Below are 14,438 nucleotides of genomic sequence, written 5' to 3'. Positions count from 1 at the left end.
GCGGGGGAGGGCTGGTCCTCGGGTTTAACCCGGGTTAAATCCGAGGAGAGGGGCGGCCGCACTCGCTCGAGACAGGCCGCGGCCTCAGAGAACCTCGTCGAGCGCCGCGACCAGTCTTGCGCATTCCTCGTCGGTGCCGATGGTGATCCGCAGGAAGTCCGCGATTCGCGGCTTGGCGAAATGGCGGACGATGACGGCGCGTTCGCGCAGCTTCGCGGCCAGCGTCTGTCCTTCATGGTCCGGATGACGGGCGAAGACGAAATTCGCCTGCGACGGCAGGACCTCGAAGCCGCGCCTTTCCAACTCATTGGTCAACCTCGCGCGCGTCGCGATGATCTTGCCGCGGGTTGCCTCGAACCATGCGTCGTCCTTGATCGCAGCCGTCGCACCGGCCTGGGCGGCGCGGCCAAGCGGGTAGGAATTGAAGCTGTCCTTTACGCGCTCGAGCGCCTCGATCAGCGCGCGCTGGCCGATGGCGAAACCGACACGCAGGCCGGCCAGGGCCCGCGACTTGGAAAAGGTCTGCACGACCAGCAGGTTGTCGTATTTCGGCACGAGGGCGATCGCCGATTCGCCGCCGAAGTCGATATAGGCCTCGTCGATCACCACCGGCTGGTCGGGGTGCTCCGCCACCAGTCTTTCGATCTCGGCAAGCGGTAGGCCGATGCCGGTCGGCGCGTTGGGATTGGGAAGGATGATCGCGCCTGAGGCGCGGCGATAGTCGGCAATGTCGATGCGGAAGGCCGCATTGAGCGGCACTTCAATCGCTTCGATGCCGAAGAGCCCCGCATAGGTCGGATAGAAGCTGTAGGAAATGTCCGGATAGAGCAGCGGCTCGTCGTGCTTCAGCAGTGCGGCGAAGGCGTGCGCCAGCACCTCGTCGGACCCGTTGCCGACGAAGACCTCGCCGGCCGAGACGCCATAGCGTGCGGCGATCGCCTCCCTCAGGCCCAGTGCGACCGGATCCGGATAGAGCCGGAGATCGGCGCTTGCCGCCGTCCGGATCGCCTCGAGCGCCTGCTCCGAGGGCCCGTAGGGGCTCTCATTGGTGTTGAGCTTGACGAGGTTTGCGATGCGCGGCTGCTCGCCCGGAACATAGGGCTTCAGCGTCGAAACGATCGGCGACCAGAATTTGCTCATTTTAGTTCAGTTCCTCCGGTTCGCGATGAAACGGGCGGTTTCGACGAGAACGGCCGAACGGCTGCCGTAGGGCGCCAGCAGTTCTTCCGCCTCGACCACCAGTCTTTCAAGCTCTCGTTCGGCCCAGGACTGGCCGTGTAGGGCGACGAGCGTGCCCTTGCCGCGGGCGGCGTCCTTGCCGGTGGCCTTGCCCATGGCCTCGGCGTCGGCGGTGAGGTCGAGAAGGTCGTCGGCAAGCTGGAAGGCAAGGCCGATCTTCTCACCGAAGGCGCGCAGGCTTCTGCGATCCTCGGCCGCGGCGTCGGCAATGATCGCCCCCGCCTCGCAGGCGAAACGGAGGAGGGCGCCGGTCTTCATCGCCTGCAGCGTGACGATCCCCGCCTCGTCGGGGGCATCCTTCTCGGCGGCGAGGTCGAGCGCCTGGCCGCCCGCCATACCGCCATGGCCGGCGGCGCGCGCCAACGCAAGCACAAGCGCCGTCTTCTGGCGGTCGGCAAGCGGCATTTCCGGTGCCGCGATGATGTCGAAGGCAAAGGTCAGGAGACTGTCGCCGGCAAGGATCGCCGTTGCTTCGTCGAAGGCAATGTGCACGGTCGGCTGACCGCGCCTCATATCGTCGTCGTCCATCGGCGGCAGATCGTCATGGACGAGCGAATAGCAATGCACGCATTCGAGCGCCGCACCGATTTTGATCGCTGCCTCGGCGCTGCCGCCGAGAAGGGCGGTGCTTTCGGTGACGAGGAACGGGCGCAGCCGCTTGCCGCCGTTGAGCACGCCGTGGCGCATGGCCTCGAGCAGCCGTGGCGGGCGGGCAATTTCGTCCGTCTGGGCGGCAGGTCCGAGGAGTCCGGAAAGCTGGCTCTCCACCGCCAGCGCCGCGGCCTTGAGGCGCTGCGCAAAAAATGTTGTCTCGTCTTGCATGAGAGGCTCTTTGGCACGGGGAAGAGCGGCTTTCAACGGACTTTGTAGTCGCAGTTCGCGCGTTTTGTTCGGGATGAGTGCACAGCCGCCCTTGTCTTTCTCGGAGAAAGGCCGTTCAACTTTCGCGTTTCATGAAATAAGAGTGGGGGAATGGACAGAGGGGTAGACAGTCAGGCGGTGGACATCGTTCCGGAAGAACGCGAGGAGGGCGAGTTGTCCGCCGGCCGCTGGTCCACCTTGCGCCGCACCTGGCGAACGCGGCGCCGGCGTCTCGTTCTCGCGGCACTCTCCATTCTCCTGCTTCCCTACCTGCTTATCTTCGTCTACCTCGCCGATTTCATCCATCCTGTTTCCACATTGATGTTGCGCGACCTCGTGCTGCTGCGCGGCTATGACCGGCAGTGGGTGGAGTTCGACGATATCGCGCCGGTTCTCGTCCAGTCGGTGATGATGTCCGAGGACGGCCAATTCTGCGCTCACAACGGGGTCGACTGGACGCAGATGCGCGGCGTCGTCGAGGATGCGCTGGATGGCGAGCAGACCCGCGGCGCCAGCACCATTCCGATGCAGACGGTCAAAAACCTCTATCTCTGGAACGGCCGCTCCTTCATTCGCAAGGGCTTGGAATTGCCGCTCGCCGTCGTCGCCGATCTCGTCTGGAGCAAGCGGCGGATGATGGAAATCTACCTGAATGTCGCCGAGTGGGGCGACGGCATCTACGGCGTCGAAGCCGCCGCACGGCATCATTTCGGCGTTTCCGCCGCCAAGCTTTCGCGCCGCCAGGCCGCTCTGCTCGCCGTAGCGCTCCCCAATCCGATCGACCGCAATGCCGGCAAGCCGGGGCGGGGATTGAGGCGTCTCGCCTCGGTGATCGAGCGCCGCGCCGGCCGGTCCGGCGACTACATCACATGTCTTTATGATTGAGATGAAGGCAATTCATTGGTCCTGCCGCCGGTGATGTGGCAATCCTCTCGCCGAAATCAAATTCAGTGAGGGATCCATGGCCAAGCTCGTTCTTTATGTCGGCAACAAGAATTATTCGTCCTGGTCGCTTCGGCCATGGCTGGCGCTCGAAGGCTGCGGCATCCCCTTCGAAGACGTCGTCATTCCTTTCGACTTTCCGGCGGGAAACCCGAAATTTCACGAGATCTCGCCGACGGGGCGCGTGCCGGTGCTTCACCACGGCGATACGCGCGTCTGGGAATCGCTGGCGATCATCGAGTACGCGGCCGAGCTCTTCCCGGAAGCCGGCCTCTGGCCGGAGGACCGCGAGGACCGGGCGCGGGCGCGCAGCTATTCGATGGAGATGCTCTCCGGCTTCCGTGCGTTGCGCGGCGCCTGCCCGATGAACATCCGCCGGTCGGTGAAGGCGATCGCGCTTCCCGATGGCGTCATGGAGGACGTCGCACGGATTGAAGCGATCTGGCGCGAGGCGATCGCCCGCTCAGGCGGCCCCTTCCTTTTCAGCCGCTTCACCGCCGCCGACGCGATGTTTGCCCCCGTCGTCAACCGTTTGGAAGTGTACGAACTGACGACCGATTCGGGAACGCTCGCCTATATGGAAGCCGTCAAGTCGCACCCGGCCTTCCTCAAGTGGGAGGAGGCGGCCAAGGCAGAGCCATGGATTGTGCCCGAGGACGAGGCTTGAAGCCGGGGCAGGACGCGGGGCCGACAACCGCTTCACACTTTTCCTCGTCCCGCTCCGATTCGAAAATTTGCGCGCGGGGACTGGTCAAACCGTGGTCGGCCATGTATAAGCGCGCGAAATTTCCGAGATCGACATCTGTTTGACCCGGCCATTTTCGGCTGCTGAACAGTGTTTTGCCCGATAAGTGGAGAATGAAATGGCTGTACCGAAAAGAAAAACGAGCCCGTCCAAGCGTGGCATGCGCCGTTCCGCTGACGCCCTCAAGGCTCCGACCTACGTCGAAGACAAGAACTCCGGCGAGCTGCGCCGTCCGCACCACATCGACCTGAAGACCGGCATGTATCGCGGCCGTCAGGTGCTGACGCCGAAGGAAAACGCATAAGCGTTTCCGCTGGCGGATGAAGTTCGAAGGGTCGGCTCTGCCGGCCCTTTTTTCGTCGCTGCGGTCGGGATCATCCTTGAGAACCCCTCCCGACCCCAGGGGGAGGGTTGGGGAGGGAATCTTCGTTCGCGAGGAAATTGGACGTCAGCCCAAGTTGTCGAGCTTCGTCTGCAATGCGCGCAGTTGTTCCTTGAGCTCGTCGATGTCCTTCGCCTCGGCCTTCTTGCTTTCCTTGGCCGGAGGAGCGGCCATGAAGGGCGAGAACATCTGCATCGCCTGATGGAACATTTCGGTGTTGCGCTTGACCTGCTCCTCGACGAGCTGCAGCGGTACCTGCAGGTTCTTGCCGAGCGGCGTGTCGCCGAAAGCCTTGTTGATCTGCTCGCGCATTTGGGCCTGCTGTTCCGTGAAGGCCTGCATCGAATGTTCGAGGTAGCTCGGTACGACCATCTGCATCTGGTCGCCGTAGAAGGAAATCAGCTGGCGGAGGAAGGAAATCGGCAGAAGCGTGTTGCCGGTCTTCGATTCCTGCTCGAAAATGATCTGCGTCAGCACGGAATGGGTGATGTCTTCGCCGGACTTGGCGTCCTGCACGATGAAGTCCTCGCCCCTCTTCACCATCACCGCCAGATCGTCGAGGGTTACATAGGTGCTCGTGCCGGTATTATAGAGCCGCCGGTTGGCGTATTTCTTGATAACGATCTGGCCTTCGTTCTTCGCCATCAGGGTCTCCTCTACCCATCATCCCGTCTTTATTGTGTTTTTTAAGAGTATCCGCAAAAGAGCGCCGCTGACAATCTCTTTGTGCGTTGCGGCGACGCAGGTGCAAAAGGTGATGAACGGCGCCGGCCGTGAAGCTTTTGTTGCAGAGCATCAAGGCGTTTGACTTGCGCTCCTGGCTTTGCCAGTCTGCTCGTCCAGGCAAAGGAAACAAGAGGAAACGTCCCATGAGCAATCCCTCCATCGTGATCGCCAGCGCCGCTCGCACCGCAGTCGGGTCCTTCAACGGCGCCTTCGGCAACACTCCCGCTCATGAACTGGGTGCAACGGTCATCAAGGCGGTCCTCGAACGGGCCGGAGTCGAGGCGGGCGAGGTCGACGAGGTGATCCTCGGCCAGGTGCTGCCGGCCGGCGAGGGGCAGAACCCGGCGCGTCAGGCGGCGATCAAGGCCGGTCTGCCGCAGGAGAAGACCGCCTGGGGCATGAACCAGCTCTGCGGCTCGGGCTTGCGCGCCGTCGCCCTCGGCATGCAGCAGATCGCCACCGGCGATGCGAACATCATCGTTGCCGGCGGCATGGAGTCGATGTCGATGGCGCCGCATTGCGCGCATTTGCGCGGCGGCGTCAAGATGGGCGACTACAAGATGATCGACACGATGATCAAGGACGGCCTGACCGACGCCTTCTACGGCTACCACATGGGCATCACCGCCGAGAACGTCGCGCGCAAGTGGCAGCTTACCCGCGAGGAGCAGGACGAATTCGCGCTTCGTTCGCAGAACAAGGCGGAAGCCGCACAGAAGGCCGGCCGGTTCGCCGACGAAATCGTTCCCTTCGTCGTCAAGACCCGTAAGGGCTACGTGACCGTCGACCAGGACGAATATATCCGCCATGGCGCCACGCTGGATTCGGTCGCCAAGCTCAGGCCCGCCTTCGACAAGGAAGGCACGGTAACCGCCGGCAATGCCTCCGGGCTCAATGACGGCGCGGCCGCGACGCTGCTGATGACCGAGGCGGAAGCCTCCAGGCGCGGCATTCAGCCGCTCGCCCGCATCGTCTCCTGGGCAACCGCCGGCGTCGATCCGCAGATCATGGGCACCGGCCCGATCCCGGCCTCCCGCAAGGCGCTCGAGAAGGCCGGCTGGGCGATCGGCGACGTCGAACTCGTCGAGGCCAACGAAGCCTTCGCGGCCCAGGCCTGCGCAGTCAACAAGGATCTCGGCTGGGATCCGTCGATCGTCAACGTCAACGGCGGCGCGATCGCCATCGGCCATCCGATCGGCGCGTCTGGCGCCCGGGTTCTGAACACGCTGCTCTTCGAGATGAAGCGGCGCGGCGTTTCCAAGGGCCTTGCGACCCTCTGCATCGGCGGCGGCATGGGCGTCGCCATGTGCGTCGAGCGCCTGTAGCAGTTCGCGGCATGCAAGGGCATCCGCCCTGTTTGATCGAGCGTGCGGCCTGGAGCTCCGGGCCGCCGAAGGACAATTTTTGACAGTTAACCCAAGTGGGAGGCAAAGATGAGCAGGGTAGCATTGGTTACGGGTGGGTCCCGCGGTATCGGCGCTGCGATTTCGGTGGCACTGAAGGCGGCGGGCTACAAGGTGGCCGCCAACTATGCCGGCAACGACGAAAAGGCCCAGGCCTTCAAGCAGGAAACCGGCATTCCGGTCTATAAATGGGACGTCTCCAGCTATCAGGCCTGCGTTGACGGCATCGCCAAGGTGGAGGCGGATCTCGGGCCGGTCGACGTTCTCGTCAACAATGCCGGCATCACCCGCGACGCGATGTTTCACAAGATGACGCCGGAACAGTGGGGCGAAGTCATCAACACCAACCTCACCGGCCTCTTCAACATGACCCATCCCGTCTGGTCGGGCATGCGCGACCGCGGCTTCGGCCGCGTCATCAACATCTCGTCGATCAACGGCCAGAAGGGGCAGATGGGCCAGGCGAACTATTCCGCAGCCAAGGCCGGCGATCTCGGCTTTACCAAGGCGCTGGCGCAGGAGGGCGCGGCTAAGGGCGTGACCGTCAATGCGATATGCCCCGGCTATATCGGCACGGAGATGGTGCGCGCGGTACCGGAGAAGGTGCTGAACGAAAGGATCATCCCGCAGATCCCGGTCGGCCGCCTCGGCGAGCCTGACGAGATCGCCCGCTGCGTCGTGTTCCTGGCATCCGACGAGTCGGGCTTCATCACCGGCTCGACGATCTCGGCGAATGGCGGGCAGTATTTCGCCTGACACCCGCGGACTCTCGGCATCATGCGGCGCTCTTCGGGGCGCCGCTTTCCTTTTCCGTCCGTTGCCCGAGCTGCGGCGCGGCGTCGGGCGAGACCGGACTCGCGGCCGGTGATCCCCGACACACTATATCTGGTAGCGCACTAAGCAGACGTCGCGCCGTTGCCGCCCGGAAGGGAGAGTCGCACCGATTCATCCGGCTGTCCGAAATGGCGATTCCTATTCCGGGAATCGAGGCGGCAAAAATGCAATTTTGGTCAAAATTTTTCAGCTGTTCCAGAGTCTTGGATTCGGAATCCTTTGAACCGGTTGCGTCATCGGACGCCGGAAGCGGGCGCTTGAGAAGCGTGAAGCGCGCGCCTCGTCAACAGATTCAGCATATGGTGCGATTCGGCTCGACGTGGTCTATATGTAGCCGTGAACATACAGAGAATCGGTGCGAGTCAGCGATTCGTCTCCGATTCGTTCCACCGCTGTTCCAAGTGGCGATATTCGCATGGAAACTGAGCCCCAAGATATGGCCGGCAACAGCCTGGATTGTTTTATTGCTCGCGCCCCCTTGCGCTCGCGCTTGTGCATGGGCATCTGTTGCCCGCCGGGGTGCTGGCGCTCCGGCTCCTACTGCATGTACCTTAAATCGGAGCCGATTTAAGGATAAAAACATGCAGCAATCAGAAGTGCTGCAGCGACCTTTGTGCGTGTGGAAGACGTGCGGCGCTGTGGAGCATTTTGCAGTCAGGTGGACTCACCTGACGTTGCACAAATGCGGCAAAGACAAAAAGATAGATCGGGAGCGCGAACGCATGTGAGCGAATCCCGCTCTAGAGACTGCCCGGGATCGATGACCTTGTCCTTTCAATCCATGATCCTGAGCGGCCGCGGGGTTGCCGCGGTCCTCGGACCCACCAATACCGGCAAGACGCATTATGCCATCGAGCGCATGGTCGCGCATGACAGCGGCGTCATCGGGTTGCCTTTGCGATTGCTTGCTCGCGAGGTCTATACGCGCCTCGTCGAGAAGGTCGGGCACCACAATGTCGCGCTGATCACCGGCGAGGAAAAGATTGCGCCGCATCGCGCCCGCTATTCGGTCTGCACGGTGGAGGCGATGCCGCGCGAAACGACGGCTTCCTTCGTCGCCATCGACGAGGTGCAGCTCGCCGGCGACCTCGAGCGCGGTCACATCTTCACCGACAGGCTCCTGCATCTGCGCGGACGGGGAGAGACGCTCCTCCTCGGTGCCGCGACCATGCGGCCGATCCTCGAGCATCTTCTGCCCGGCATCACGGTGGTCGAACGGCCACGCATGTCGCAGCTTCTCTATGCTGGCTCGAAGAAGATCACCCGGCTGCCGCATCGCTCGGCGATCGTCGCCTTTTCGGCCGACGAGGTCTATGCCATCGCCGAGCTCATCCGGCGGCAGCGCGGCGGCGCCGCGGTGGTGCTCGGCGCGCTCTCGCCGCGGACCCGCAATGCCCAGGTGGCGCTCTATCAGGAGGGCGACGTCGACTATCTGGTGGCGACCGACGCTATCGGCATGGGGCTCAATCTCGATGTCGACCACGTCGCCTTCGCCCAGGATCGCAAGTTCGACGGCTACCAATACCGCAACCTCAATCCGGCCGAGCTCGCCCAGGTTGCCGGCCGCGCCGGCCGACACATCCGCGACGGCACCTTCGGAGTGACGGGCCGCGTCGACCCCTTCGAGGACGAGCTCGTGCACCGGATCGAATCGCACGAATTCGATCCGGTCCGGGTGCTGCAATGGCGCTCCAAGGCCGTCGACTATTCCTCGCTGAAGGCGCTGAAGCACAGCCTCGAGGCGGCACCGGCCGTATCCGGTCTGACGCGGGCCCTTCCGGCCGTCGACCAGCAGGCGCTCGAGCACCTGGCGCGCTATCCGGAAGTCGTCGACGTCGCCACGACCGCGGAACGGGTTGAGAAGCTGTGGGAAGCCTGTGCGCTTCCCGATTACCGCCGCATCACGCCGGCGCAGCACGCCGACCTGATCGCGAGCATCTATGCCGATCTCGTCCGCCATGGCGCTGTCAATGAGGACTTCATGGCCGAGCAGGTCCGCCGCGCCGACCATACGGATGGCGAGATTGACACACTTTCGGCGCGAATCGCGCAGATCAGGACCTGGACCTATGTGTCCAACCGGCCCGGGTGGCTTGCCGATCCGACACACTGGCAAGAAAAGACGCGGGAAATCGAAGATCGATTGTCCGACGCGTTACATGAAAGGTTGACGAAACGCTTCGTTGACCGCAGGACATCTGTGCTCATGAAGCGCCTGAGAGAGAATGCGATGCTGGAAGCAGAAATCAGTGTGAATGGTGATGTCTTCGTCGAAGGGCACCACGTGGGTCAGCTAACCGGTTTTCGGTTCACGCTCGTGGCCGGCAGCGAAGGAACGGATGCCAAGGCTGTCCAGGGTGCTGCCCAAAAGGCGCTGGCGCTGGAATTCGAGGCCCGCGCCGCCCGCCTGCATGCGGCCGGCAACAACGATCTGGCGCTCTCGTCGGACGGACTCGTGCGCTGGCTCGGCGATCCCGTGGCGCGGCTTGCGGCAAGCGACCACGTCATGCGGCCCCGCGTCATCCTGCTCGCCGACGAGCAGCTGCAGGCGAATGCCCGCGACCACGTCGTGGCGCGGATCGAGCGCTTCGTGAACCATCACATCAGCACGGTCCTGAAGCCGCTCGACGACATCTCGCGCGCCGAGGATCTCGAAGGCCTGGCGAAGGGTCTCGCCTTCCAGCTCGTCGAGAATCTCGGCGTCCTCTTCCGCCGCGACGTCGCCGAAGAGGTGAAGTCTCTCGACCAGGAGAGCCGGGCGTCGATCCGCAAATACGGCGTCCGCTTCGGCGCCTACCACATCTTCCTTCCGGCGCTCCTGAAGCCGGCGCCTGCGGAGCTGATCACGCTTCTCTGGGCGCTGAAGAACGACGGCCTCGACAAGCCGGGCTACGGCGAACTGATCCCCATGCTTGCCGCCGGCCGGACCTCGGTCGTCACCGACGCGTCCTTCGAGCGGACCTTCTACAAGCTTGCCGGCTTCCGCTATCTCGGCAAGCGCGCCGTTCGGATCGATATCCTGGAGCGTCTCGCCGACCTCATCCGCCCGCTCCTGCAATGGAAGCCGGGCGCAACGCCGCGGCCGGACGGCGCCTATGACGGCCGCCGTTTCACGACGACGACCTCGATGCTCTCGATCCTCGGCGCGACCCCCGACGACATGGAAGAGATCCTCAAGGGTCTCGGCTATCGCGCCGACAGCGTGACCGCCGAGGAAGCGGCGGCCTTTCTGGCAAAGCAGGACGGCACGCCGGCGGAGGCCGTGCCGACCGACGAGGCGGCCGGGGAGCATGTCGAAGCCGATGCGGACGCCGCGGCGGAACCTGCCGAGGAGGATGCGGCACCGGCGGAAGTGGATTCGGCAGAAGCCGCTCCGGCCGAGGCAGAAGCCGCCTCGACGGAGTCGACCAGCGACGAGTCTCCCGTGGCGGAGCAGCCGGAAGAGCCGGCCGAGCCGAAGCCGGTGCTTCTGTGGCGGCCGGGCACGCGTCAGGACAACCAGCGCAGCGGCCGCCATCAGGGAGACCAGCGCCGCGGCGGCCAGCGCCACGGTGAGCGTCACGCTCAGGGCGAGGCAAGGGAAGGCGGCCGCAAGGGCGGTGCACCGGCGCGCGGCAAGGCTCAGGACGGCAAGCCGGGCGGCCAGCGCAAGGAGCGCCAGGACCGTCACGAGCGACATGAGCGTCACGACCGGTCGGACCGGTCTGGCAAGTTCGACAGCCGCCCGCCGCGCAAGGAGAAGCCGATCGATCCGGATTCGCCCTTCGCGAAGCTCGCCGCGCTCAAGGAGCAACTGAAAAAGTAGGCGGACCATGGAGAAACAGCCAGCCTCATCGCCTGCCGCGCGCCAGCGGCTCGACAAGTGGCTGTTCTTCGCCCGGCTGATCAAATCGCGCTCGCTCGCCCAGAAGGCGATCGAGGCCGGCCATGTGGCCGTCAACGGCGTCCGGACGACGCAGCCGTCGGCGCAGATCAAGGCCGGCGACAGGCTGGAGCTTTCGCTCGAACGGCGCGACCTCGTCGTGCGGGTCCTGCTGCCGGGTAACCGGCGAGGTCCCTATGAGGAGGCGCGGCTGCTTTACGAGGACCTGACGCCGCCCGCTCCCGCCGAGCGTCGCACAGCCTTTGAACAGGCAACCCGCGATCGCGGCGCAGGACGGCCGACGAAACAGGAGCGGCGCGAGACGGACCGGCTGAGGCCCGATTTCGGCGACGACGACTAGCGTCCTCCATCGTGGTTTGGGCGGCGGTCGTGGTACGGGAGATGCCGTCGCGGCTGTCCTCTGAGGGGCCGTCCAGCAACTTTGGATGCTTCGATCCGATAGTCCGGCGATGCTGGAAAACTCTGCCCTTTTCGCGGCAAAAGGCGAGTGGATTATTCTTGCAAAGGCCGCTTAAAGCCTTTACGTCACAAGCCATGTTGCAGCACCCCGCGCCGTTCGGGCGCGCAAGGGTCGCTGTGTGAAATTTGAATTGCTGCATGGTCTTATCCTTGAACCGGTGCCGATTTAAGGAACCCTGCAGGAGGTGGCACTTGCGGTTTGCTTCGGGCAGCTATGCGCGCCGGACATTCCTAGCATGCGCGGACGATCGAGCATTGCCGACTGCCATCTGATGAGAGCATTGGCTGGAGTACCTCATGACGTATGTCGTGACCGACAATTGCATTCGCTGCAAGTACACGGACTGCGTGGAAGTCTGCCCGGTGGACTGCTTCTACGAGGGCGAGAACTTTCTCGTCATCCATCCGGACGAGTGCATCGATTGCGGCGTGTGCGAACCGGAATGTCCCGCAAATGCGATCAAGCCGGATACCGAGCCAGGCCTCGACATGTGGTTGAAATTGAACGCCGATTTTGCGACGCAGTGGCCGAACATCACGGTCAAGCGCGACCCTCTGCCGGAAGCGAAGGAGATGGACGGCGTCGAAGGGAAGTACGAGCAGTATTTCTCCGAGAAGCCCGGCCAGGGCGACTGAGGCCCGGCCGCTCGGTTCGCCGCGGCTGACGGAGCGCTAAACGCGCGAGGCCGGAAATCTGGGGAAATCCCATCGGTGCCTCGCAGGTGCGAGCATGGCGGCTTGATCGTTGCCATGCAGCAAATTATTGATTTCCGCTCTTTTTTATGATAGGTTCCAGACACTGATCCACAGAGGGTGCTTTTGCGCGCCCGAAAACCAGCACGAAAGCAAATCGATTTCCACGGCGCGGCACTTTCAAAATAGGCAACGTTCCGTTGCTCGTGACTGCGACGCAAGAAGCCGTTTGCATTTCGTTGGACGGACCAGGATTGACCCCACCCGGCGGTATCCCCGTCTATCCGGGCCTCACGACCCGGCCCGGCCGATCGAGGCCGGTGCGCACTAGGGAGTGTTTGAAACGAATGACGACCCAGCAGAAAAAATCTTCAACGCGCCAAGGCTTCAAGACCGGTGAATCGATCGTTTATCCGGCTCATGGCGTTGGTCAGATCGTGGCGATTGAGGAGCAGGAAGTCGCCGGCATGAAGCTCGAGCTTTTTGTCATCGATTTCGAAAAGGACAAGATGCGTCTCAAGGTGCCGGTGGCTAAGGCCGTCAGCATCGGGATGCGCAAACTGTCCGAAACCGATTTCGTCGACCGCGCATTGAAGGTTGTGCAGGGCAAGGCACGCGTGAAGCGGACCATGTGGTCGCGTCGCGCGCAGGAATACGATGCCAAGATCAATTCCGGCGATCTCATTTCCATCGCGGAAGTGGTGCGCGATCTTTATCGTGCGGAAAACCAGCCGGAACAGTCCTATTCCGAGCGCCAGCTCTACGAAGCCGCTCTCGACCGCATGGCGCGCGAAATCGCTGCCGTGAACAAGATGTCGGAAACGGAAGCCGTGCGCCTCGTCGAAGCCAATCTGAACAAGGGGCCGAAGCGCGGCAAGGCCATCGAGGAAGACGAGCAGGACGAAGCCGCCTGACCGGCAGCGAAACGCTTCGCCAGCATTCAGCAATTGGATCTAGGCCCGGCATCAGCGCCGGGCCTTTTTTCTTGCCTCAGTGCCTTTCGCGCGCCGCACAATGCTACTGCATGTCTCCTTATATCGACCTCCATTTAAGGACCAAGACATGCAGCAGTTCAAAGTGCTCAGCGACCTTTGCGCGATTAGACGCGCGGGCGCTGCAGGTGCATGGCTCGCGACCTGCAATCTAAAATCGTTACCGCGACAGGGAACTTTTCGACCCGGCGCACGTTTCTCGTTCACGGGATAGGCGCGCGCCTGCGTTCCCGCGCGATCGTGGTTCTGTGAGTGCTCACCGTTTCAGGTCGTATTCCTCGATGTAGGGCACTGCTTCAATTCGTCAAGCAGGGCCGGCCGCCCTTCAACCGACCGCCGCGACAGGCGTTCGGCTCTTCTAGGATCAACAGTGTTGGCGTTCGGCGCCAGCCAGGGAGCAATCGATGAAGACCCTTACAGCAGACAGGCGTTTGATTAAGATTGCAATGGATGCCCCTTATCTCGAGCGAGACGAGGAGCATGCGCTGGCGGAGGCCTGGCGGAACGACCACGACCAGGAAGCCCGAAACAAGATCGCCATGTCGCATATGCGGCTGGTGATCGCCATGGCCGCCAAGTTCCGTAGCTTCGGCCTGCCGATGGGCGATCTCGTCCAGGAGGGGCATATCGGCCTTTTGGAGGCGGCGGCGCGGTTCGAGCCGAGCCGCGAGGTGCGTTTCTCGACCTACGCCACCTGGTGGATTCGCGCATCCATGCAGGACTTCGTGCTGCGCAACTGGTCGATCGTCAGGGGCGGCACCAGCTCGGCGCAAAAGGCGCTGTTCTTCAACTTGCGCCGGCTCAGGGCCCGCCTCGCCCAGGGCGACCGCCAGCTTACATCGCAGGCTATGCACGAGGAAATCGCTGCCGCCCTCGGCGTCAGCCTCGCCGACGTGCAGACCATGGATGCCCGTCTCTCCGGAAACGACGCCTCCCTGCAGGCGCCGGTCGGCCACGGCGACGCCGATGGCGGTGCGCGGCTCGATTTCCTGCCGAGCGATGCGCCGCTCCCCGACGAGCAGGTGAGCGACATGATCGACGGCGAGCGGGCGCGCCGCTGGCTGCAGCTCGCGCTGACGCAGCTGACCGAGCGCGAGATGAAGATCATCCGGGCACGCCGTCTTTCCGAGGACGGCGCAACCCTCGAGGAGCTCGGTCTGGCGCTGGGCATATCGAAGGAGCGTGTGCGGCAGATCGAAACCCGGGCGCTGGAGAAGCTGCGGACGGCGTTGGCGGCAAAGGCCCCGGCACTGACTGCCGCCATGCACTGATCGCGCGC

The 14,438-nt window shown here is 63.4% G+C and carries 14 protein-coding genes; 10 read left to right on the top strand and 4 right to left on the bottom strand.

Translation table 11 applies throughout. The annotated features are described in order from the left end of the window. Positions 1 to 84 precede the first annotated feature (84 nt). Together hisC and NXT3_RS19005 are read right to left on the bottom strand one after the other, a co-directional pair. Positions 85 to 1,140, bottom strand: coding sequence for a histidinol-phosphate transaminase (gene hisC, locus NXT3_RS19010; RefSeq protein WP_104839867.1), 1,056 nt, complete (start codon positions 1,138 to 1,140; stop codon positions 85 to 87). 6 nt (positions 1,141 to 1,146) lie between these two features. Continuing rightward, positions 1,147 to 2,061 (bottom strand): polyprenyl synthetase family protein, encoded by a 915-nt coding sequence (locus NXT3_RS19005; protein WP_104839866.1) that lies wholly within the window; start codon positions 2,059 to 2,061, stop codon positions 1,147 to 1,149. A gap of 177 nt (positions 2,062 to 2,238) precedes the next feature. On the opposite strand from NXT3_RS19005, the gene mtgA reads away from it, so the two are divergent. From mtgA to rpmF, 3 genes are all read left to right on the top strand, one after another. Next, a complete protein-coding gene (mtgA, locus tag NXT3_RS19000) occupies positions 2,239 to 2,985 on the top strand; it encodes a monofunctional biosynthetic peptidoglycan transglycosylase (RefSeq protein WP_083854000.1) in 747 nt (248 codons plus the stop codon). Between the two features lie 76 nt (positions 2,986 to 3,061). Further along, positions 3,062 to 3,709: a glutathione S-transferase family protein gene (locus tag NXT3_RS18995; RefSeq protein WP_104839865.1), complete on the top strand. Its 648-nt coding sequence runs from the start codon at positions 3,062 to 3,064 to the stop codon at positions 3,707 to 3,709. Positions 3,710 to 3,905: 196 nt separating this feature from the next. Further along, on the top strand, positions 3,906 to 4,091 hold the full coding sequence (gene rpmF / locus NXT3_RS18990) for a 50S ribosomal protein L32 (RefSeq protein ID WP_026186748.1): 186 nt from the start codon (positions 3,906 to 3,908) through the stop codon (positions 4,089 to 4,091). 144 nt (positions 4,092 to 4,235) lie between these two features. Here the strand turns inward: rpmF and phaR are convergent, their stop codons facing one another. Further along, on the bottom strand, positions 4,236 to 4,814 hold the full coding sequence (phaR, locus tag NXT3_RS18985; protein ID WP_037390320.1) for a polyhydroxyalkanoate synthesis repressor PhaR: 579 nt from the start codon (positions 4,812 to 4,814) through the stop codon (positions 4,236 to 4,238). Next, positions 4,756 to 5,040 carry a hypothetical protein gene (locus tag NXT3_RS31730; protein ID WP_141471734.1) on the bottom strand — a complete coding sequence of 95 codons (285 nt, stop codon included), beginning with the start codon at positions 5,038 to 5,040 and terminating at the stop codon, positions 4,756 to 4,758. Before NXT3_RS31730 ends, phaR begins: the two co-directional genes overlap by 59 nt. Between NXT3_RS31730 and NXT3_RS18980 the strand changes: the two genes are divergently transcribed. From NXT3_RS18980 to NXT3_RS18945, 7 genes are all read left to right on the top strand, one after another. Then, positions 5,039 to 6,220: an acetyl-CoA C-acetyltransferase gene (locus NXT3_RS18980; protein ID WP_104839864.1), complete on the top strand. Its 1,182-nt coding sequence runs from the start codon at positions 5,039 to 5,041 to the stop codon at positions 6,218 to 6,220. The two genes, NXT3_RS31730 and NXT3_RS18980, sit on opposite strands and share 2 nt — an antisense overlap. 108 nt (positions 6,221 to 6,328) lie before the next feature. Next, entirely contained in the window at positions 6,329 to 7,054 is a 726-nt protein-coding gene (locus tag NXT3_RS18975) for a beta-ketoacyl-ACP reductase (protein WP_037418234.1), read from the top strand. Between the two features lie 859 nt (positions 7,055 to 7,913). Beyond that, positions 7,914 to 10,937 (top strand): helicase-related protein, encoded by a 3,024-nt coding sequence (locus NXT3_RS18965; protein WP_199773359.1) that lies wholly within the window; start codon positions 7,914 to 7,916, stop codon positions 10,935 to 10,937. A 7-nt stretch (positions 10,938 to 10,944) separates the two neighbouring features. Next, positions 10,945 to 11,355, top strand: a complete 411-nt coding sequence (locus tag NXT3_RS18960; RefSeq protein ID WP_037418128.1) for an Hsp15 family ribosome-associated heat shock protein — start codon at positions 10,945 to 10,947, stop codon at positions 11,353 to 11,355. Between the two features lie 416 nt (positions 11,356 to 11,771). Next, positions 11,772 to 12,110 carry a ferredoxin FdxA gene (gene fdxA, locus NXT3_RS18955; protein ID WP_037390327.1) on the top strand — a complete coding sequence of 113 codons (339 nt, stop codon included), beginning with the start codon at positions 11,772 to 11,774 and terminating at the stop codon, positions 12,108 to 12,110. A gap of 404 nt (positions 12,111 to 12,514) precedes the next feature. Beyond that, on the top strand, positions 12,515 to 13,081 hold the full coding sequence (locus NXT3_RS18950; RefSeq protein ID WP_018235988.1) for a CarD family transcriptional regulator: 567 nt from the start codon (positions 12,515 to 12,517) through the stop codon (positions 13,079 to 13,081). A gap of 482 nt (positions 13,082 to 13,563) precedes the next feature. Continuing rightward, entirely contained in the window at positions 13,564 to 14,430 is an 867-nt protein-coding gene (locus NXT3_RS18945) for an RNA polymerase factor sigma-32 (RefSeq protein WP_064252367.1), read from the top strand. Positions 14,431 to 14,438: the final 8 nt, after the last annotated feature.

Source organism: Sinorhizobium fredii (assembly GCF_002944405.1).
Lineage (GTDB): Bacteria > Pseudomonadota > Alphaproteobacteria > Rhizobiales > Rhizobiaceae > Sinorhizobium > Sinorhizobium fredii_C.
The sequence above is the reverse complement of the archived record's forward strand: the minus strand, read 5'-3'. Positions and strand labels throughout refer to the sequence as shown.

What these genes read in the sequence shown, in the direction of transcription:
- hisC (WP_104839867.1), bottom strand. Translation starts at nt 1,140, where the DNA reads ATGAGCAAATTCTGGTCGCCGATCGTTTCGACGCTGAAGCCCTATGTT.
- NXT3_RS19005 (WP_104839866.1), bottom strand. Translation starts at nt 2,061, where the DNA reads ATGCAAGACGAGACAACATTTTTTGCGCAGCGCCTCAAGGCCGCGGCG.
- NXT3_RS18995 (WP_104839865.1), top strand. Translation starts at nt 3,062, where the DNA reads ATGGCCAAGCTCGTTCTTTATGTCGGCAACAAGAATTATTCGTCCTGG.
- rpmF (WP_026186748.1), top strand. Translation starts at nt 3,906, where the DNA reads ATGGCTGTACCGAAAAGAAAAACGAGCCCGTCCAAGCGTGGCATGCGC.
- phaR (WP_037390320.1), bottom strand. Translation starts at nt 4,814, where the DNA reads ATGGCGAAGAACGAAGGCCAGATCGTTATCAAGAAATACGCCAACCGG.
- NXT3_RS18980 (WP_104839864.1), top strand. Translation starts at nt 5,039, where the DNA reads ATGAGCAATCCCTCCATCGTGATCGCCAGCGCCGCTCGCACCGCAGTC.
- NXT3_RS31730 (WP_141471734.1), bottom strand. Translation starts at nt 5,040, where the DNA reads ATGGGACGTTTCCTCTTGTTTCCTTTGCCTGGACGAGCAGACTGGCAA.
- NXT3_RS18975 (WP_037418234.1), top strand. Translation starts at nt 6,329, where the DNA reads ATGAGCAGGGTAGCATTGGTTACGGGTGGGTCCCGCGGTATCGGCGCT.
- NXT3_RS18965 (WP_199773359.1), top strand. Translation starts at nt 7,914, where the DNA reads ATGATCCTGAGCGGCCGCGGGGTTGCCGCGGTCCTCGGACCCACCAAT.
- NXT3_RS18960 (WP_037418128.1), top strand. Translation starts at nt 10,945, where the DNA reads ATGGAGAAACAGCCAGCCTCATCGCCTGCCGCGCGCCAGCGGCTCGAC.
- fdxA (WP_037390327.1), top strand. Translation starts at nt 11,772, where the DNA reads ATGACGTATGTCGTGACCGACAATTGCATTCGCTGCAAGTACACGGAC.
- NXT3_RS18950 (WP_018235988.1), top strand. Translation starts at nt 12,515, where the DNA reads ATGACGACCCAGCAGAAAAAATCTTCAACGCGCCAAGGCTTCAAGACC.
- NXT3_RS18945 (WP_064252367.1), top strand. Translation starts at nt 13,564, where the DNA reads ATGAAGACCCTTACAGCAGACAGGCGTTTGATTAAGATTGCAATGGAT.